This window comes from Microbacterium phyllosphaerae, from assembly GCF_017876435.1.
GTDB lineage: Bacteria > Actinomycetota > Actinomycetes > Actinomycetales > Microbacteriaceae > Microbacterium > Microbacterium phyllosphaerae.
Genome location: NZ_JAGIOA010000001.1, coordinates 950,407 through 969,011, shown reverse-complemented (window position 1 = coordinate 969,011; position 18,605 = coordinate 950,407). Strand labels below are relative to the sequence as shown.

At 69.4% G+C, this 18,605-nt stretch carries 23 protein-coding genes; 7 read left to right on the top strand and 16 right to left on the bottom strand.

Translation table 11 applies throughout. The annotated features are described in order from the left end of the window. Position 1 precedes the first annotated feature (1 nt). The 5 genes from moaA to JOF42_RS04600 all read right to left on the bottom strand — a co-directional run bounded on the left by moaA (position 2) and on the right by JOF42_RS04600 (position 4,322). Positions 2-1,087 carry a GTP 3',8-cyclase MoaA gene (gene moaA / locus JOF42_RS04620; protein WP_210096788.1) on the bottom strand — a complete coding sequence of 362 codons (1,086 nt, stop codon included), beginning with the start codon at positions 1,085-1,087 and terminating at the stop codon, positions 2-4. Positions 1,088-1,297: 210 nt separating this feature from the next. Further along, the gene (locus tag JOF42_RS04615) at positions 1,298-2,359 is read right to left on the bottom strand and encodes a sulfate/molybdate ABC transporter ATP-binding protein (protein WP_245340724.1); all 1,062 of its coding nucleotides are present in this window, start codon (positions 2,357-2,359) and stop codon (positions 1,298-1,300) included. Next, complete coding sequence (gene modB / locus JOF42_RS04610; protein ID WP_210096786.1) at positions 2,356-3,144, bottom strand: molybdate ABC transporter permease subunit; 789 nt, start codon at positions 3,142-3,144, stop codon at positions 2,356-2,358. Before modB ends, JOF42_RS04615 begins: the two co-directional genes overlap by 4 nt. Then, on the bottom strand, positions 3,141-3,926 hold the full coding sequence (modA, locus tag JOF42_RS04605) for a molybdate ABC transporter substrate-binding protein (RefSeq protein ID WP_210096785.1): 786 nt from the start codon (positions 3,924-3,926) through the stop codon (positions 3,141-3,143). Before modA ends, modB begins: the two co-directional genes overlap by 4 nt. Positions 3,927-3,929: 3 nt before the next feature. Further along, a complete protein-coding gene (locus JOF42_RS04600) occupies positions 3,930-4,322 on the bottom strand; it encodes a TOBE domain-containing protein (RefSeq protein ID WP_210096784.1) in 393 nt (130 codons plus the stop codon). Positions 4,323-4,472: 150 nt separating this feature from the next. Between JOF42_RS04600 and JOF42_RS04595 the strand changes: the two genes are divergently transcribed. The 4 genes from JOF42_RS04595 to JOF42_RS04580 are packed head-to-tail and all read left to right on the top strand — an operon-like array spanning position 4,473 to position 7,214. Further along, positions 4,473-5,243 carry a HesA/MoeB/ThiF family protein gene (locus JOF42_RS04595; RefSeq protein ID WP_210096783.1) on the top strand — a complete coding sequence of 257 codons (771 nt, stop codon included), beginning with the start codon at positions 4,473-4,475 and terminating at the stop codon, positions 5,241-5,243. Next, a complete protein-coding gene (locus tag JOF42_RS04590) occupies positions 5,240-6,487 on the top strand; it encodes a molybdopterin molybdotransferase MoeA (RefSeq protein WP_210096782.1) in 1,248 nt (415 codons plus the stop codon). Before JOF42_RS04595 ends, JOF42_RS04590 begins: the two co-directional genes overlap by 4 nt. Then, on the top strand, positions 6,484-6,963 hold the full coding sequence (gene moaC, locus JOF42_RS04585; protein WP_210096781.1) for a cyclic pyranopterin monophosphate synthase MoaC: 480 nt from the start codon (positions 6,484-6,486) through the stop codon (positions 6,961-6,963). The genes JOF42_RS04590 and moaC overlap by 4 nt, the downstream gene beginning before the upstream one ends. After that, positions 6,960-7,214 (top strand): MoaD/ThiS family protein, encoded by a 255-nt coding sequence (locus JOF42_RS04580; RefSeq protein WP_210096780.1) that lies wholly within the window; start codon positions 6,960-6,962, stop codon positions 7,212-7,214. Before moaC ends, JOF42_RS04580 begins: the two co-directional genes overlap by 4 nt. 21 nt (positions 7,215-7,235) lie before the next feature. Here JOF42_RS04580 and JOF42_RS04575 read toward each other — a convergent pair whose 3' ends face one another. From JOF42_RS04575 to JOF42_RS04555, 5 genes are all read right to left on the bottom strand, one after another. Further along, positions 7,236-7,676: a molybdenum cofactor biosynthesis protein MoaE gene (locus JOF42_RS04575; RefSeq protein WP_210096779.1), complete on the bottom strand. Its 441-nt coding sequence runs from the start codon at positions 7,674-7,676 to the stop codon at positions 7,236-7,238. Then, positions 7,673-8,161, bottom strand: a complete 489-nt coding sequence (locus tag JOF42_RS04570) for a MogA/MoaB family molybdenum cofactor biosynthesis protein (RefSeq protein WP_210096778.1) — start codon at positions 8,159-8,161, stop codon at positions 7,673-7,675. The genes JOF42_RS04575 and JOF42_RS04570 overlap by 4 nt, the downstream gene beginning before the upstream one ends. Positions 8,162-8,201: 40 nt before the next feature. Next, positions 8,202-9,857, bottom strand: a complete 1,656-nt coding sequence (locus JOF42_RS04565) for a molybdopterin-dependent oxidoreductase (protein ID WP_210096777.1) — start codon at positions 9,855-9,857, stop codon at positions 8,202-8,204. 106 nt (positions 9,858-9,963) lie between these two features. After that, positions 9,964-10,233: a hypothetical protein gene (locus tag JOF42_RS04560; protein WP_210096776.1), complete on the bottom strand. Its 270-nt coding sequence runs from the start codon at positions 10,231-10,233 to the stop codon at positions 9,964-9,966. 70 nt (positions 10,234-10,303) lie between these two features. Further along, entirely contained in the window at positions 10,304-11,002 is a 699-nt protein-coding gene (locus JOF42_RS04555) for a GTP pyrophosphokinase (RefSeq protein WP_210096775.1), read from the bottom strand. A 106-nt stretch (positions 11,003-11,108) separates the two neighbouring features. On the opposite strand from JOF42_RS04555, the gene JOF42_RS04550 reads away from it, so the two are divergent. The 3 genes from JOF42_RS04550 (at position 11,109) to JOF42_RS04540 (ending at position 14,517) form a co-directional block, all read left to right on the top strand. Next, the gene (locus tag JOF42_RS04550; RefSeq protein WP_210096774.1) at positions 11,109-11,468 is read left to right on the top strand and encodes a nuclear transport factor 2 family protein; all 360 of its coding nucleotides are present in this window, start codon (positions 11,109-11,111) and stop codon (positions 11,466-11,468) included. Between the two features lie 226 nt (positions 11,469-11,694). Then, positions 11,695-13,659, top strand: coding sequence for an APC family permease (locus JOF42_RS04545; RefSeq protein WP_245340979.1), 1,965 nt, complete (start codon positions 11,695-11,697; stop codon positions 13,657-13,659). A 261-nt stretch (positions 13,660-13,920) separates the two neighbouring features. Next, complete coding sequence (locus JOF42_RS04540; protein ID WP_210096772.1) at positions 13,921-14,517, top strand: GNAT family N-acetyltransferase; 597 nt, start codon at positions 13,921-13,923, stop codon at positions 14,515-14,517. On the opposite strand, the gene JOF42_RS04535 is transcribed toward JOF42_RS04540, so the two are convergent. The 6 genes from JOF42_RS04535 to JOF42_RS04510 form a co-directional block, all read right to left on the bottom strand. Continuing rightward, complete coding sequence (locus tag JOF42_RS04535) at positions 14,504-14,815, bottom strand: hypothetical protein (protein WP_210096771.1); 312 nt, start codon at positions 14,813-14,815, stop codon at positions 14,504-14,506. The genes JOF42_RS04540 and JOF42_RS04535 overlap by 14 nt on opposite strands. After that, positions 14,812-15,123: an AbrB/MazE/SpoVT family DNA-binding domain-containing protein gene (locus tag JOF42_RS04530; RefSeq protein WP_210096770.1), complete on the bottom strand. Its 312-nt coding sequence runs from the start codon at positions 15,121-15,123 to the stop codon at positions 14,812-14,814. The genes JOF42_RS04535 and JOF42_RS04530 overlap by 4 nt, the downstream gene beginning before the upstream one ends. A gap of 80 nt (positions 15,124-15,203) precedes the next feature. After that, on the bottom strand, positions 15,204-16,382 hold the full coding sequence (locus tag JOF42_RS04525) for an SLC13 family permease (protein ID WP_210096769.1): 1,179 nt from the start codon (positions 16,380-16,382) through the stop codon (positions 15,204-15,206). A gap of 32 nt (positions 16,383-16,414) precedes the next feature. Continuing rightward, positions 16,415-16,771 carry a YciI family protein gene (locus JOF42_RS04520; protein WP_210096768.1) on the bottom strand — a complete coding sequence of 119 codons (357 nt, stop codon included), beginning with the start codon at positions 16,769-16,771 and terminating at the stop codon, positions 16,415-16,417. Then, complete coding sequence (locus JOF42_RS04515) at positions 16,768-18,042, bottom strand: RNA polymerase sigma factor (protein WP_307803543.1); 1,275 nt, start codon at positions 18,040-18,042, stop codon at positions 16,768-16,770. The genes JOF42_RS04520 and JOF42_RS04515 overlap by 4 nt, the downstream gene beginning before the upstream one ends. Positions 18,043-18,137: 95 nt before the next feature. After that, positions 18,138-18,329, bottom strand: a complete 192-nt coding sequence (locus JOF42_RS04510; protein ID WP_210096766.1) for a hypothetical protein — start codon at positions 18,327-18,329, stop codon at positions 18,138-18,140. Between the last annotated feature and the right edge of the window lie 276 nt (positions 18,330-18,605).

Genomic DNA, 18,605 nt, shown 5'->3' with positions numbered 1-18,605 from the left:
CTCAGCCGCCGATGGCGTTCATGCCGCGGGCGGGCTGCAGGAACGACGGGTCGTTGATGGCGTGGCCCGGCAGCTTGCCGTGCACGCATGAGCGCAGCATGGCACCGATCCCCTCGGCACGCTGATCAGCATCGGATGCCTCGTCGCCGCGAAGCACGTCGATCAGGTCATATTCGGCGTTGGAGAACAGGCAGTTGCGCAGCTGTCCGTCGGCGGTCAGGCGCAGTCGGTCGCACGCGCCGCAGAAGGGGGCGGTGACCGAGGCGATGACGCCGACCTCGTGGGGCCCGCCGTCGATGCGCCACTTCTCGGCCGGCGCACCGCCGCGACCGGGAACGGGCTCGAGGCTCCACCGCGCGCTGAGCTTCTCGAGGATCTCCTCGCGCGTGACCATCGAGGCGCGGTCCCACGTGTGGCCGGCGTCGAGCGGCATCTGCTCGATGAAGCGCAGCTGTGCGCCGACCTCCATCGCGAAGGCGACCAGGTCGGGCAGCTCGTCGTCGTTCACGCCGCGCATGGCGACGGTGTTCAGCTTGAGCGGGCGCAGTTCGGATGCCGCCGCTGCCGCGATGCCCTCGAACACGTCGTCGATGCGGTCGCGGCGGGTGAGGTCGGCGAAGCGCTGACGGTCGACCGTGTCGATGCTGATGTTCAGTCGGGTGAGGCCCGCGTCGATCAGCGCGGGCAGATGCTTCGCGAGCGTGATGCCGTTCGTCGTCATCGCGACCTCGACGGGGCCCTCGTCACCCTCGATCGCCGAGACACGGCGCACGACGTCGACGATGTCGGCGCGCAGCAGCGGCTCCCCACCCGTGAGACGGAAGGTGCGGATGCCGAGCGATGCGGCGGCCTGTGCCACTTCGACGATCTCGTCGGTCGACAGGATGCTCGTGCGAGCGAGCCATTCGTTGCCCTGCTCGGGCATGCAGTAGGTGCAGCGCAGCGAGCAGCGGTCGGTCAGCGAGATGCGCAGGTCGCGGTGCACGCGACCGTGGGTGTCGACGAGTCCCTGCGACGCGGGCGCGGCGGCTTCGAGGACTGCGGCGCTCGGCGCTCGCATCCCGATCACGACCGGCACAGCCGTCATCGCTCGTTCCCTCTCCCCGACATGTTCCGAGACTACCCGCGCCTCCGGCACCGAGGCTCATGCAGGCACGACGACCGGCATATTGCCAGGTCACTGAGCCGGTCGGCTCCGGCGGGACCGGTTGGCTGAGATTCCCCCGCCTGGCGGCATCCTCCGCCGCATCCGATCAGCCATCCGGGATCCCGCCAGCCATCCGGTACGGAGGGTGGACTAGCCGACCCCGACGAACCGCACCAGCGCCGGGTCCACTCGCAATCGGATCCTGTCGCCGACCGCGAGCCCCCGCGCAGCGGCCAGCGACAGGTCGACCACCCCTGCGTCAGTGTGCACGCGCACACCGACGAGGGTGGGCTCGATGCGCGTCACCACGGCTCCCCATGTGTCCGCGGCGGCCCCCGACGCATCGAGCCGCGCATCGCCCGGCCGGAAGACTGCGGCAAGCGCTGCCCCGTCCGTCGCTGCGAGCGCACGCGACGCCGGATCGGCGCTGGTCAGCAGCACCTCACCGCTGCGCCACGCGCCTCCGCTCGCCACACCCACCAGCCGATTCACCCCGGCGATCGAGGCCACGAAACCGGATGCCGGTGCGGCGAGCACGTCGCGCACCGGCCCCTCCTGCGTCACGCGGCCAGCCTCGACGACGATCAACCGATCGGCGAGCGCGACGGCATCCGCGGCATCGTGCGTGACCGCGACGGTGGTGGTCGAGACGAGCTGGTCGCGCAGCATCCGCCTGATGTCTCCGGTCGTCTCGGGGTCGAGGGCCACGAGCGGCTCGTCGAGCAGCACGACGCGAGGGGATGCGGCGAGCGCACGAGCGACCGCGACACGCTGCTGCTCACCTCCGGACAGCTCGTGCGGCATCCGCCCTCCCGAGCCCGGGAGCCCGACCCGCGCGAGCCAGTCGTCGGCGCCAGCTCGCGCCGTGCGAGCCTCGACGCCGGCCGCTCGCGGCCCGAACGCCACGTTCTCGCGCGCCGACAGGTGGGGGAACAGCCGCGGCTTCTGCCCCAGCAGCACGACACCGCGGCGCATCGGTTCGGTGCGCACCCGTGGCTTCGCGACGCGGTCGACGACTCGACCTTCGACCGAGATCTCTCCCCCGCCCAGCGGCTCGAGCCCGGCGAGCGCCTGCAGCAGCGTCGACTTGCCCGCACCGCTCGGCCCCATCACCGCGACCGTCTCCCCCGCCTGCACCTGCAGCGAGACATCGACCGTGAAGTGCTCCCGAGGCACGACCACGTGGGCGCGCAGGCCCTCGACGGCGCTCATCGAGCAGCCCCCGGCCGCCATCCGCGCACGAGCAGCAGCACGAGGATCGCCGTGGCCAGCAGCAGCAGTGCGAGGGCGACCGCGGCGCCCTGCGTGACGCCTGCACCGTTGAACGCGGTGTAGATCGCCAGCGGCATGGTCTGCGTGACGCCGGGGCGGTTACCGGCGAAGAGTGCCGTGGCCCCGAATTCACCGATCGCCCGCGCGAAGCACAGCACCACGCCGGCCACGATCCCCGGGGCGGCCAATGGCAGGGTGATGCGGCGCAGGATCGTCCAGCGGCCGGCGCCGAGTGCGGCGGCGGTGCGCTCGTACTCGACCCCCGAGGTGCGCACGGCACCCTCGACCGCCAGCACCAGGAACGGCAGCGCCACGAAGGTCTGCGCGAGGATGACCGCCGGAGTGCTGAACGAGAGCCCGAGTCCGCCGAACCACCCCGCCCGCCCGAACAGGTAGAGCAGGGCGACGCCGCCGACCATGGGCGGCAGCACCAGCGGAACCGTGACCGCCGCGCGCAGCACGGCTGCCAGCCGCGGCCCTGAGCGGGCGATCGTCAGCGCCAGGGGCACGCCGATCACGATGCACAGCAGCGTGGCGATGAGACCCGTGCCGAGCGAGAGCAGCAGCGCCGATCGTGCGGCCTCCGACGTCACATCGGCGATGAACGTCGACCACTCGACACGGGCGACCAGAGCCGCCAACGGAAGGATGAGGAACGCGAGACCGATCAGGGCGGGGATGGCCAGTGCGCGCGGCGCGTATCCGCGCGCTCCGGCCGCACTCACGGTGCTCCGAACCCGAAGTCGGCCAGGATGCTCTGGCCCTCGTCTGAGAGCACGAACGCGACGAACGCCGCGGCGGCCGCCGAGTTCGGAGCCTCCGACAGGGCCGCGATCGGATAGTGGTTCACGACCTCGTCGGCACCATCGGGGACGATCACCTCGACGTCGTCCCGACCGATCACATCGGTGGCGTACACCAGTCCGGCGTCCGCCTCGGAGGCGGCGACCTTGGTCAGCACCGCGGTCACGTTCTGCTCGAGGCTGGCCGCCTCGACCGTGACGCCCGCGTTCGAGAGCAGCGTGGCGGATGCCGCACCGCACGGCACCTCGGGGGCGCACAGCACCGTGGTGACGTCGGCCAGGTCGTCGAGGGTCTTCACGCCGCCGGGGTTGCCCGTCGGCACGGCGATCACGAGAGTGTTGGAGGCGAACAGAGTCGGATCGACCGCGGCATCCTCGAGCTTGTCCATGTTGGCCTCGTCGGCTGAGGCGAACACGTCAGCCGGGGCGCCCTCGAGCAGCTGGGTGACCAGCGTCGACGATCCGTCGTACACGCCGCTGACCTCCACGTCGGGGTTCGCCTCGGTGAAGGCCGCGCCGATCTCGTCGAAGGCCGTGGAGAGCGAGGCGGCCGCGTAGACCGTGAGCTCACCGCTCAGAGAGCTCTCGGCCGCATCGTCGGTGGCGGTCGGCGCCGGGGACTCCGCGCCGGCAGCGCACCCGGTGAGGGCGAGCGCTGCGGCGGTCAGAGCGATCGTGACGGTGCGGCGGAGGGTGCGGTTCATGTGTCAGTCCTTCGGTACTTCGACCACGACGTTGGTCGCCTTGACGGATGCGCTGGCGAGCGAGCCCACCTCGAGCTGCAGCTCACGGGCGGCTTCGGCCGACATCAGCGAGACGACGCGGTGGGGGCCGGACTGCAGGTCGACCTGCGCCATCACTCCGTCGATCTGCACGCGGGTGACGATGCCGACGAAACGGTTGCGGGCGCTCGAGAGCGCGTGATTCGACTCCTGCGCCTCCTCGGCGAGTTCCACAGCACGGGCGGCGAGCGCGTCGCCGGGGATCTCAGCGGGCACGGCGTCGGTCGTGGGCAGCAGCCCCTGATCGATCCATCGCCGCACGGTGTCGTCGCTCACCCCGAGCAACTGAGCGGCGCGGGAGATCCGAAAGCTCTGCATGAGGGAACATTACCGCAGATGCGGATGCTCGAACAGGAAAAAACCGCATCAGCGGAAGTGCGATGCTCGCCGAGCATCCGCCGCCTCCGAACTCCCAGCGAATCTCCGTGCGTCCGCCGTAACGGCGAGCCCGGGGCATAGCCTGGTGCCATGCAGCCGCTCGTCGCTCCCATACCCGCTCTCGACCCGGCCGAACTCGTCCGTACCGCCAGGCACGCGGTGCTCGCCGGCATCGGCGAGGAGGGGCAGCGTCGCCTGGCGGCGGCCCACGTCGCCGTCGTCGGCGCCGGCGGCCTCGGCTCGCCCGCGCTGCTCGCACTGGCCGCGGCAGGAGTCGGCAGCATCACCGTGATCGACGACGACATCGTCGAGCTGACGAACCTGCAGCGTCAGCTCGCGCATCGCGTCGAAGACATCGGCAGGCCCAAGACGGCGTCGGCAGAGCGCGCGATCCTGGCGCTGTCGCCCGGAGCAAACGTCGTGACGGCGGCCGAGCGACTCGACTCCGAGAACGCCGAGCGCCTGTTCGCGGGCGCCGACATCGTGGTCGACACCAGCGACTCCTTCGCGACCCGTCGAGATGTCGCCGACGCAGCGGAGGCGCTCGGCATTCCTCTGGTCTGGGGCGCCGTGCAGGAATGGCACGCGCAGGCGACCGTGTTCTGGTCGAATCCGCCCCAGGGCCACGCCCCGGTCGTGCTGGCAGACCTGTTCCCCCTCGGCACCGAGGGCGAGCCGCCGAGCTGCGCGCAGGTCGGGGTCCTGGGTGCGCTGTGCGTGCAGGTCGGCGGGATGCTGGCGGGCGAGGTCGTGAAGCTCATCACCGGCGCCGGAGATCCGCTGCTCGGTCGCCTCGCCATGATCGACGGGCTCTCCGCGCGACAGCACGAGATCGCGATCCGATCGGCGGTGGCGGCATGAGCGGCGCGGGCGCGAACCGCCGGACGGTCGAGGAGCAGCTCGCGCTCGTCCTCGACGCCGTGCGCACCCTCCCGGCCGAGAGCCGCGCGATCCGCGACGCCGCCCACCGCACCCTCGCGGAGCCCGCGGCGGCAGCCCACGACATCCCGCTCTTCGACAACTCCGCGATGGACGGCTTCGCGGTGCGATTCGCCGATGTCGCTGCGGCATCCGCAGACGACCCGGTGGTGCTGCGCGTGGTCGCCGACCTGCCCGCCGGAGTGTCGGACGACCCTCCCCTCGCCCCCGGCGAAGCGGCCCGCATCATGACCGGTTCACCGGCCCCGACGGATGCAGATGCGATCGTGCCCTTCGAAGACACCGCGGGCGGCCTCGCCGACTCGCTCGGCGAGGTGCAGGTACTGCGGGCCCCGGCGACACCGGGAGCATTCGTCCGCCGTCGCGGCGCCGACCTGCATGCGGGGGATGCCGTCGTGCACGCCGGCGAACGCCTCGGCGCGTTCCAGCTCGCGGCCGCCGTCGCCGCGGGTGTGGAGACCGTCTCGGTGACCCGTGCGCCGCGCGTCGCCGTGGTCTCGACGGGCAGCGAGCTGCTGTCACCGGGTGAGCCGGCCGCGCGTGGCCGCATCCCCGACTCGAACGGTCCGCTGCTCGAACTCCTCGTCGCGGATGCCGATGCCGAGGTCGTTCTCGTGGCGCGCGTCACGGACGATGCCGAGGCCGTGCGCACCGTCACCGCGACCGCGGTCGAGCGCGGCGCCGATGTGATCGTGTTCACGGGTGGCGTCAGCGCGGGGGCCTATGAGCCGGTCCGTGGCGCGTTCGACGGGCGAGGAGCCGTCGAGTTCGCGAGCGTCGCGATGCAGCCCGGCAAACCTCAGGCGTTCGGCGCTCTCGACTCCGGCGCCCTCGTGTTCGGGCTGCCGGGAAACCCGGTCAGCGTCGCGGTCTCGTTCGAGGTCTTCGTGCGGCCGGCGCTGCTTGCCCTGCAGGGTCGCTCCGAGATCCACCGCGCTCGTGCATCCTTCACGGCGGATGCTGCGTGGACGACCCCGCCCGGACGCCGCCAGTACCTCCCCGCCGTCGTCGACCTCACGGCCGGCACGGTGCGCCCCGCGACGGCCGGAGGCTCGGGGTCGCATCTGGCCGGTGGTCTCGCGCGGGCACGCGCGTTCGCGATCGTCCCCGCCGAGGTCGAGGCCGTCGCCGTGGGCGATGCGATCGATGTCATGCTGGTCGAATGAGTTTCACGCACCTCGACTCGGCCGGCCACGCGCGCATGGTCGACGTGACCGCCAAGCAGCCGACCGTCCGCACCGCGACCGCTCGGGGCTTCGTGCGCTGCAGCCCCGAGACCATCGCGGCGCTGCGTGACGGCACGGCGCCGAAGGGCGACGTGCTCGCGGTCGCCCGCATCGCCGGCATCCAGGCCGCCAAGTCGACCCCCACGCTGCTGCCCCTCGCCCACGTGATCGGCGTGCACCGAGCGAGCGTCGAGCTCGACATCGTCGACGACGGTGTGCACGTCGAGGCGACCGTCGGCACCGCCGATCGCACGGGCGTCGAGATGGAGGCGCTCACGGCCGTCTCGGTGAGCGCGCTCGCGATCGTCGACATGATCAAGGGCATCGACCGCTCTGTCGTCATCGAAGACGTGCGCATCGTCGCGAAGTCGGGCGGACGCTCGGGCGACTGGGTGCGCGAGGGAGAGACCCGATGACCACGCCGCTGACCACGGCCGTCCGCGTGCGCTACTTCGCCGCCGCAGCCGAGGCCGCAGGAGTCGACGCAGAGGAGCGTGGCGAGAGCTCGCTCGAGGAGCTCCGTGCGGCCGTGATCGCCGAGCACCCGGCTCTCGCCGACATCCTGCCGCGCTGCGCGGTCATGGTCGACGGCGTGCGCAGCGACGACGACCGGTCGCTCGCCGGCGCACAGCTGATCGACGTGCTCCCCCCGTTCGCCGGGGGCTGAGCAGCAGCTCGCCGGCTCAGCTCAGCCGCCGATTCCCTTCCACGACGTCGATCCGTCGGACTCGACCTGACGCTTCCACACGGGCAGCGAGGTCTTGATGTCCTCGATGACCGCGCGGCACACCTCGAACGCCTCGGCGCGGTGCTCGGCGGCGACCGCGATCACGACGGCCGCATCGCCCACGTCGAGTCGTCCGATGCGGTGACTCACGGCCACCGCGACGCGAGCCTCGCCCACGGCATCCGCGGCCGCCTGCTCGGCGATGCGCCGCAGCGTGGCCTCGGCGTCGGGGTGAGAGCTGTACTCGAGCCCGACCACCGGGGTCGTGGCATCCGGGTCGTTGTCGCGCACCCGTCCGATGAAGGTCGTCACACCGCCGAGCGCCGGATCCTCGACGGCGGCGAGGTGCGCGTCGAGGTCGAGACTCTGGTCGGAGATCGCGGCGATCCGCACCTCGTTCATGCGTGGTCACCGCCCTCGACCTGGTCGACGACGTGTCTCGCGACGGTCAGCACCACGGGGACTCCCGATGCCACGGCACGCGTGGAGCCCGGGAGGTTCACGACGAGCGCTCCGGCCGGGTCGACGACACCGGCGAGGCCGCGGGACAGCACCGACAGCGGGGTGTCGGCGAGGCCGCTGCGACGCAGCTCTTCGGCGATGCCCGGCACCTCGCGCGTGATGACCTTGCGGGTGCCCTCGGGGGTCTCGTCCCGCGGGCTGACGCCGGTTCCGCCGGTGGTCACGATCAGTCGCACGCCGCGCGCGACAGCTCGGCGCAGCGCGTCGGCGACGGAGGCCGCACCGTCGGGGATCACCTCGGCGTCGGGGCAGTGCCACCCCGCATCCCTCAGCAGACCGACCGCGATCGGGCCGCCTCTGTCTTCGCGTTCTCCGGCGAACGAGCGATCCGAGACGGTGATCACGCAGGCGGGGAGCGACGTCATGGCTCCACCCTAGGTCCTGCCCCACACAGACGCACGGGCATCATGCGACGCGGATGAGCGACCGCTGCCAGCCCGACGATCCGTTCGGCGCGATCGGTGCGCGCTCCTCGATCTGCATATCGCCGTTCTTGTTGATCGCTCGCACCGCCACGTAGTGCGTCCCCGGTGTGGCATCCCACTCCATGAACCACTGCACCCAGGTGTTCTCGTTGATCGGGGCCGACAGCGTCGCAGGCATCCAGTCGCCCTCGTCGATGCGCACCTCGACCCGCTCGATGCCCACGGTCTGCGCCCACGCGACGCCCGCGATCGGGATGCGACCGGCCTCGACGGCCTGGCCGACCTTCGGGGTGTCGACGCGCGAGGCGAACTTGATCGGAGCCTCGGCGCTGTATCCACGCGGAGTCCAGTAGGCCTCGTCCTTGTCGAACGTGGTGACCTTGAGCTCGGTGAGCCACTTCGTCGCCGAGACGTAGCCATAGAGCCCCGGGACGACCATGCGCACGGGGAAGCCGTGCTCGAGCGGCAGCGGCTCGCCGTTCATGCCCACCGCGAGGATCGCGTCGAGATTGTCATCGGTGAGGGCCGACAGCGGCGTGCTCGCCGTGTAGCCGTCGACGCTCTTCGACAGCACCATGTCGGCGCCGGACTTCACTCCGGCCTTCTTCAGCACGTCGCGCAGCGGAACACCCAGCCACACGGCGTTGCCGACCAGGCCTCCGCCGACCTCGTTCGAGACGCACGTGAGCGTCACCGCATACTCGTCGAGCCCCATGTCGAGGAGGTCCTGGAAGCTCATCTCGACGCGCTGGTCGACCATGCCGTCGATCACGAGACGCCAGGACTCGGGATCGATGGTCGGCACGGTCAATGCGGTGTCGACCCGGTAGAAGTCCTTGTTCGGGGTGATCAGCTTGGTCAGCCCAGGGATGTCGAGCTCAGCGCCCTTCGGCACGGTCACGGTCGATTTCGGGGCGGGAAGCTTGAGGGCATCACGGATCGACGCGACCGATGCGACCGTCATGCTCACGGTGCGGGAGGCGATGCCGACCACGACTGCCGAGACGCTGGCGATGCCGGCGAGGATGAAGAACTGCCTGCGACCCATCGCCTTGGCGGGCTTCGCGTCCGATGCCTCGGCATCCGCGATCTCGGCATCCGCGGTCTCGCCCTTGCGGTCGACCATCGCGACCGGAACCACGGATGCCTTCCACGCCCTGAGCCGACGGATCAGCAGCACGATGATGATGGATCCCGCGATGGTTCCGAGCACGGGGGGCAGGAAGGCGAGGGCCGTGACACCGGCCCTGGTCACGATCGCCGCGGTGGAGAGCGCGCCCGCGACCACCAGGGCGATGACGCCGAGCGGGGGACGGAGCAGCTGCAGGATGCCGGCGATCGCCGACGCGATCACCACCGCGAGACCGAGACCGACCAGCAGCGCGATCTTGTCGTACTCGCCGAAGGTCGCGATCGCGAACTCCTTGAACGGCTGAGGCACGATGTCGATCACGAATCCGCCGACGGCGAGGATGGGGCTGGCCGAGCGCGCGAAGATCAGCGCGAACAGCTCGGCCGTCGCGAGGAAGACGAGTCCACTGATCACACCCGAGAGGGCAGCCCAGAAGAAGAACCTCTTACCCCTGCTCGGCCGTTCGCTCGTGTCGCGCTTCTCTGCCGTGCTGCGCTGTGCCATGGTCTGCTCCTTCGCACCGAGGACGGTGTGGTCTCGGGTTGTTCGGAGCGGAGGCGAGAACGGATGGTCGCGGCATCGGATTCGAGCGGCTCGGGACGCGGCGGGGTCAGAGGCGACGTGCGGTGATGGTGTCGCGGTCCTGCAGTTCGCGCAGTGTGCGCAGGCACCTCGAGCAGAGGATCTCGACGCGACGCGGGTGGTTCTCTCCGCACACGCAGTCGACCGACACCCGCCACTTCGCCTTGCGTCCGCACGCGGCGTACGCCTCGTCATCGCCGTGGTCGCACTCGCACAGCTGACGACCGCGGTCGAGTCCGGGGAGCTCCACGAGGGTGCGCTCGACATCCGAGACCGGGGGCAGCTGCGTCTTCACCACCTGTCGATGCTCCCAGGGCCGTGCGGCCCCGCGCAACACCGCGCGGGGTGGCGGGTCGTCGGGGGGCGGGTCAGACCTGCACGACGTGCGGCGGGGGCGGCGGCGCGAGCTGGCGCTGCGGCACGCCATGCGCCTCGCGGTGCAGACGCTCCATGCGGCTGTCGAGCTCGGCTGCGGCCTCGGCGGCATCCGTCAGGCTCTCGACGAGGTGCGACGGCACCTGGTTCGAGAACTTGTAGTAGATCTTGTGCTCGAGGCTGGCCCAGAAGTCCATCGCGATGGTGCGGAACTGCACCTCGACCGGCACCGACAGCGCCCCGGTCGACAGGAACACCGGCACCTCGATGATCGCGTGCAGGCTCTTGTAGCCGTTGGCCTTCGGAGTGGCGATGTAGTCCTTGACCGTGACGACGGTCACGTCGTCCTGCGCGGTGAGCAGATCGAACAGGCGGTAGACGTCCGCGACGAAGCTGCAGGTCACCCGAACTCCCGCGATGTCGGTGATCTCGGTGCGGATGCGCTCGAAGTCCGGCTCGGCGATGCCCTTCCGGGCGATCTTCTCGACGATGCTGTCGGGCGTCTTCAGCCGGCTCTTGACGTGCTCGATCGGGTTGTACGCGTGGTGGTGGGTGAACTCGTCACGAAGGATCGAGATCTTCGTCTCGACCTCCCGCATCCCGAACTCGTACTCGCGCAGGAAGCGCTGGAACTCATCGCGGAGCTCACGAGTCTGCTGGATGGCGTCATCGGTGACCTGAAGGGACGTCATGCATCCGACGTTACGCGTCCGTGATCGGAAGTGGCTGTGCATCGTCGATGAGAAATCGAGTCGCATCCCGTTGACGATGTCGGAACCCGGGTCTAGAACGGAGGACATGACCAGCGCAGGAGAGAAGTGGACTGAAGCGTACGTCGAGGCCTGGAAATCGAACGACCCTCAGCAGATAGCGGCGCTCTTCAGCGACGACGCGATCTACCTCACCAGCCCCGACTCCGAGCCGCGCATCGGCAGGGCCGACATCGTCGCAGGGTGGCTCGAGGATCTCGACGAACCGGGCACATGGTCGTTCGACTGGTGGATCGTGCGCGAAGACGATGAGTTCGTCGTGGTCGAAGGGCGCACGAAGTATCCGGCCGAGCGCGACTACGTCAACCTCTGGATCGTCCGACTGGATGCCGAGGGCCGGGCGACCGCCTTCACCGAGTGGTACATGCCCCGCCCGCATCAGGACTGAGCGCAGCACCGACCGCGCGGAGGCCGTGAGGATTCCGTTAGGGACGTTCGACACGCCGTAGGGATTCCGTGAGGATCTCGTGAGGGAAGCGTTCGCGGGCGTAGAGTCGCCCGACGTGTCAGATGAAACTCGGGACAACACCGATGCTCCTCCCCGCGCCAAGCGCATCCTGATCGGCGACCCCCTGACGAGCGAGCAGGTCGAAGATCAGCTGCTCCCGAAGAAGATGGCCCTGCCGATCTTCGCGTCGGACGCGCTGAGCTCGGTGGCCTATGCGCCGCAGGAGCTCGTGATGATCCTGCTCATCGGCGGACTCACGTTCCTCTCGTTCACCCCGCTCGTGGCGATCGCGGTCGTGGTGCTGCTGGTCGTGGTGGTGCTCAGCTACCGCCAGCTCATCAAGGCGTACCCCTCGGGTGGTGGCGACTACGAGGTCGCCTCCAAGAACCTGGGCGAGATCCCGGGCGTCATCGTGGCCGCCGCTCTGCTGGTCGACTACGTGCTCACGGTCGCCGTGTCTGTGGCATCCGGTGTCGACAACATCATCTCGGCCGTGCCCGGGCTCGATCCTCTGCGGGTCGAACTCGCCGTCGGCTTCGTGATCCTGATCATCCTCGTGAACCTGCGCGGTGTGCGCGAGGCGTCGCTCGTGTTCGCGATCCCCACCTACGTCTTCATCGCGTCGGTCGGCTTCATGATCGTGACGGGTCTCATCCGCACGTTCCTCGGCGATGCGCCGGTCGCATCGAGCGCCGAGTTCGCGGTGAACGCCGAGAACCTGGGCCAGGCCGCGGTCATCCTGCTGATCCTCCGCGCGTTCTCGAGCGGATGCTCCGCGCTCACCGGCGTCGAGGCCGTCTCGAACGGCGTGCCGGCCTTCCGCACGCCGAAGGTGCGCAACGCGCAGTCGACGCTGGTGCTCATGGGCTCGATCGCCGCCTGCCTGTTCGCCGGCCTCACGGCGCTCGCCCTGATCACCGGCGTGCACTATGCCGAGAATCCGTGCGACCTGATCGGCTTCGACTGCTCCAACCCGCAGCCGAGCCTCATGGCGCAGATCGCCTCGGCGACGTTCGGCGGCGGCAGCATCATGTTCTTCATCATCCAGGCGGCGACCGCGTGCGTGCTGCTCCTCGCGGCCAACACCGCCTTCAACGGATTCCCGCTGCTCGGCTCGGTGCTCGCCCGCGACGGCTACGCACCGAAGTCGCTGAACACCCGCGGTGACCGCCTCGTCTTCTCGAACGGCATGATCGTGCTCGGCATCGCCGCCATCGCCGTGCTCGTCATCTTCCAGGCCAAGCTCACGACGCTGATCCAGCTGTACATCATCGGTGTCTTCGTGTCGTTCTCGCTGGGGCAGATCGGCATGGTGCGGCACTGGAGACGTGTGCTGCGCGGCCCCGTCGAAGACAGAGAGGACTCGGGCGTCGACGGCGCCTCGGCATCCGATCGCCGCTCGGCCAAGGTGGGCCTCGTCATCAACTCTCTGGGCGCCGCGATGACCGTCGCCGTGCTGCTGATCGTGACGATCACCAAGTTCACCCACGGCGCGTATCTCGTGTTCTTCGCGATCCCCGTGCTCGCGTTCCTGATGATGGGCGTCAAGAGGTACTACCGCGACGTCGAGCACGAGATCGCGATCGACGACACCACCAAGTTCGGTGCGACCGGCGACCTCGCGATCGTGCTCGTGAACCGACTGCAGAAGCCGGTCGTGAAGGCCGTCGACTATGCGATCGCCGCCAAGCACGGCAAGACCCTCGCGGTGCACGTCGCCGTGGCATCCGATGATGCCGCACAGCTGCAGAAGGACTGGGCCGACCACCTCGTGCCCATCCCGCTGGTGATCGTCGAGTCGCCGTACCGATCGTTCGCCCAGCCCGTGTCGCAGTTCATCAAGCAGTACCGCGCGAAGCACGGCTCATCGGTCGTCACCGTCTACCTGCCGCAGTACATCGTGGGGCACTGGTGGGAGACGTTCCTGCACAACCGCCGCTCGCGCCGCCTCGCCAACCAACTGATGCTCGTGCACGGAGTGTCGATCACGCTCGTGCCGTGGCTGCTCGACTCGTCGGAGCTGATCTACGGTCGACGGTCGCGCCCGCTGCCCGGGCAGGAGCGCGCAGGCCGCCCGGTCGTCGTGAACGGACGCCGCGCACACCGGCCCGAGGGCCCGCCCGAGGAGTGAGGCGGGCGGCGCCTCTGAGCTCCGTCTTCGGTTCCGGTCGCACTTCGGGCCGCTCCTGAGCTTCGTCTTCGGTTCCGGTCGCACTTCGGGCCGCTCCTGAGCTTCGTCTCCGATTCCGAGCGCAGTTCGTGCCGCTCCTGAGCTTCGACTTCGGTTCCGGTCGCACTTCGTGCCGCTCCTGAGCGATCTCGGCGTCACAGACTGCGACCGGAACGCGCGGGAGACGGATGCTGGCGGCGACAGGCTCAATAGGCTGGGGCGATGACCCCTACGCCGCACGCCGATGTCTGGCCCGTCCGCACCGAGCGCCTGCAGATCCGGCCGATGACGGCGCCCGACATCGATGCGATGTGGGAGTGGCGGCAGCTGCCCGATGTGAACCGCTGGCTGGGACTCGCGCCCGACACGATCGAGGCCTTCCGCGAGCGCTACCTCGACCCTGAGCGCCTCGCCGCGATGTACCTCGTCGAACTGCTTCCGCACGGTGGCGAGCCCGCCGCGCCGATCGGCGACCTCATGATCAGGATCGGCGACGCGTGGGCGCAGCTCGAGGTCACCGACCAGGCGAAGGGTGTCGAGGCGGAGCTCGGCTGGGTGCTCGATCCGGGATACACGGGACGCGGGTATGCGACCGAGGCGATCCGCGCGGTGATCGACGTCTGCTTCGGCGCGCTGGGGCTGCGTCGGGTGCACGCCGGATGCTTCGCCGACAACGAGCCCTCGTGGCGCCTCATGGAGCGGCTCGGGATGCGACGTGAGGAGCTCAGTCGCAAGACCGCGCTGCACCGCTCGGGCCAGTGGCTCGACGGCATGAACTACGGCATCCTCGCGGAGGAGTGGGCGGTCACGGATTCCTGAACACGTCGTGGTCTCCGATGCGGCGCCACCGGATCCGGGGTTCGTCGTCGACGGTGACGATCTCGAACGTGGCGCGGCCGTCGGGTGAGGAGAATGACCACGTCATCTCGAGGATGCCTGGCGCGGCGCGCATGGTCTTGACCCTGAGCGACGCCGGCCAGGGCGTGGACGGATCTTCTGCGAAAGCATCGCAGGCCGGGATGAACTTCTCACGCAGGATCTTCCGGAACTCCGCGAGATGGGACGACTTCAGCCTGCGGACATCAGCGTCGAAGCTCGGGGTCGTCTCGAACTTCACTGTTCGGGCTCGACGGCATCGAGGCTCTCGAGGAAGGCCTCTCCGCTGTCGAACGTAGCCACGCGCCCAGCCGCCACATGCGCATCGACCTCGCGCTCTCGCTGCTGCCACCTCTCGGTCCAGAACCACGCTTGCTCGGCGGGCACAGGCACGGCGGCACGCAGCTCGACTACCCCATCCGCACGCTCGGTCACCTCGAGCTGGGTTCCGGGCTCGTTCAGGCGCAGGCGCTCACGCACGCTCGCTGGCAGGGCGATGAGACCTCGGCTCTGCACGCCGACGTATCCGTGGAACTCTGCGGTGGACATGTCTCCATGGTACTGCCGTGCAGGCAAGCGGGGAAGCTGCTTTGCAGTATTGCAGCATGCCACCTTTCACATGGGACCTGTCAGCCCGAGACCAGCGCGAGGACGAGCGTCGCGACGAGCACGGTCGGCACCGCCACGATCGCGCCCCAGAGCATGAGGCTGCCCCAGCGGATCTCGACGCCGAGCGACACCACCCGGTGGTGCCACAGCAGCGTCGCGAGCGAGGCCCAGGGTGTGATGAGCGGCCCGAGGTTCACGCCGATCAACAGCGCCATCAGCGCGACCGGGTCGCCGGCTGCGGGTTCGAGGATCAGGTAGGCCGGCAGGTTGTTCACCCCGTTCGCGGCGAGCGCGCCCGCGGCCGAGAGGCGCAGCAGCTCGGCGGGTGCGTGGCCGCTGGTGGCCAGCACCGACAGGAAGTCGAGGATGCCGTTCGCGTGCGCGGCCTCGACCACGACGAACAGCGCCGCCGCGAGAGCGATCGCCTGCCACGGCACGAGCGACGGTCGCAGCACATGCCGGCGACGGATGCCGAAGAGCACGACGAGGACCACGGCAGCGACCGTTGCCGGGATCCAGACGTCGTGCGTCAGTGCGAGCAGTGGCATCAGCAGGAGCAGCACCGCGGAGGCTCCCCAGAAGAGCACCCGATCAGACGGCTGTCCCCCTGACGGCACCCGGTATCCGCCGAAGAGCGTGCGCCGATGGCGCAGGGTGAGGATCAGCGCGGGGATCAGAACGCCGACGAGGGTCGGCGCCCAGCTGAGAGCGAGGAACGAGAGCGGGTCGTCGCCGATCGCCCGCGCTGCCAGCAGGTTCGTGAGGTTCGAGACGGGCAGGGCGAGGGACGCCGTGTTCGCGAGCCACACGGTCACGAGCGCGAAGGGCAGGGGCGGGATGCCGACACTCTGCGCCAGCACGACGACGACCGGCGTGACGATCACGGCCGTGGTGTCGAGCGAGAGGAACACGGTGCTGATGACCGCGAGCACCACCACCGACACCCACAGCAGGATGACCCGTCCGTGGCCCCAGCGCGCGAGGCGCTGCGCCACGACGTCGAACACGGCCGCATCCCGCGCCAGCTCGGCGACGATCGTGATCGCCACGACGAACCCGAGCACAGGGGCGATGCGCGCGCCGAGCGCCCCGGCATCCGAGCGCGGAAGGATGCCGGTGACGATGCAGACCACCGCGACGACGATGAGCGCCAGGACGATGATCGTCCCTGCTCCCAGTCGCCGTCGCGTTGCACTCACTCGCTGAGTGTAGATCCGTCAGCCTGTGACGTTCAGTCCTCGTCCCAGGGAAGCTTGACGACCGGCAGGATGTAGACCCGGCCCATCACCGCCGTCGGGTGCTTCGCCATGAAGGTCGCTGCCTCGTCGATCGACTCCGCGGTGACGATGTCGTAGCCCGCGAACCACTCCTTGAACTCGGGGAACGGGCCATCGGTGACGAGCACCTTGCCGCCTCGTACGGCGACCGACTTCGCCTCCTCGCGGCCGGCGACGGGAGCGCCTTCACCGAGTCGTCCCGCCGCGTCGCCCTCCTGCGCCCAGTCTTCGAGCAGTCGTTGATCCTCTCCCTGAGCCATCGTGCCGCCGGTCGGATCGGTCATGTGGATCACGAGGTACTTGTTGCTCATGTGCTCTCTCCGTTCGATGCGGTCCCGGGCGTTCCGGGCGCGGACGGCGTCGCGAGTTCGTCGCGGCGCCGGGTCAGATGGATGATCTCGGCGGTGTTGTCGGCCAGGGCGATCGCACGTGCGTACGCGTCGCGGGCCTCGGAATCGCGGCCCGTGGCTCGCAGCAGTTCGGCGCGCGTCACGTGGAACCCGTGGAAGTGGTCGAGGGCATCGTTCAGCTGCTCGACGAGCGGCAGCGCCCGCTCGGGTGAGTCCCGCTCTGCGAGGGCGACCGCCTTGCCGAGCACGACGACCGGGCTGGGGTCGATCCGCTCGAGCTGTTCGTAGAGCTCGACGATGCGCGCCCAATCGGTGTCGGCGGCATCCGTCGCTCGCACGTGCACCGCGTTGATCTCGGCGAGCAGACGATGTCGACCGGGCACCCCAGGGAGAGGCCCGTCGAGAAGCGCGAGCCCCTGCCCGATGAGCTCGTGGTTCCACGCTTGGCGGTCCTGTTCGTCCAGCCGCACCAGCTCACCCTCGGCGGTGACCCTCGCTGCGGCGCGCGCCTCACTGAGCAGCATCAGCGCCAGCAGACCCGCGACCTCGCAGTCGTCGGGCAGCAGCTCGCGAAGCAGCCCGGTGAGCCTGATCGCGTCGCAGGTCAGCTCCCGACGCAGAGCGGGCACGCCGGCTCCCGACGCGAAATACCCCTCGTTGAAAACGAGATAGAGCACCGCGAGCACCCCGTCGATCCGAATCCGGAGGTCGTCGGCTGCGGGCATCCGATACGGGATCCGCTCGGTCTTGATCTTCGCCTTGGCCCGGGTGATGCGCTGCCGCACCGTGGACTCCGAGATGAGGAACGCCCTGGCGATCTCCTCGACGGTGAGACCACCGACGATCCGCAGAGTCAGGGCGACGCGCGCCTCGAGCGACAGCGCCGGATGGCAGCAGGTGAACAGCAGTCGAAGACGGTCGTCGTCGATGACTCCTGTGGGCTCCGGTGGTTCGGGATCCTGCAGCATGAGAGCCTCCCGCTGCTTGGCGTCGCGGAACGACTCCCGGCGGAGCCGATCGATGGCCTTGCGATAGGCCGTGGTGGTGATCCAGCCGGCGGGGTTCGGTGGAATACCCTCTTCTGACCAGAGCTCAGAGGCTGCGGCGAAGGCCTCCGCGGCCATCTCCTCGGCCAGGTCGAGGTCCCCGCACCTCCGGGTGAGACCGCCGACGATGCGCGCCCACTCGTCGCGGTACACCTGCGTGACGCGCGCCGCGACGTCGGCGTTCACCGAGCCTCCTCGATCCGATTCCGGCGCTGCATCACTCGGGCTCTCTCCATCCGCACGATCGAGCAGGCTCTGCGCCGAGCCGGCCCTCCCGACGATCATCCCGGTTCCCCGTCGCTGCGGAAAGAGCGCGCCCACACGCGGCGAGCGCGGGTCAGAAGAGACGGACGCCGGATCAGACCCGGATGCTCGAGCGCTGCGCGCCGCCGAACGATCCGCTCTTCGGCTTCCTCCGCCTCGAGTCGGTAGACCAGGTTCGCCACCATCGGGTCGTTGTACACAGCCGTCACCGGGTCTCTCTTGTCGACGAGTCACCGGGGATCGGTGGCCTCCTACCCGAACAACGAACGCCGACGCCCGGATGCGACAACGAGGCCCGAGAAAAGTTCGCGCGAGCCCGAGATGTGAGCATCCCGCATGCATCCCGCACAGCCGCGTAGGCAAAGCGTGAGGATCGTCATATTCCGGTCTGCACAGGAGTTGTATCGAGTCTCGTGCTCGACATCATCTACATCGCGCTGACTCTCGCGCTGTTCGCCCTCGTGTCCCTGGTCGCGAAGGGGGTG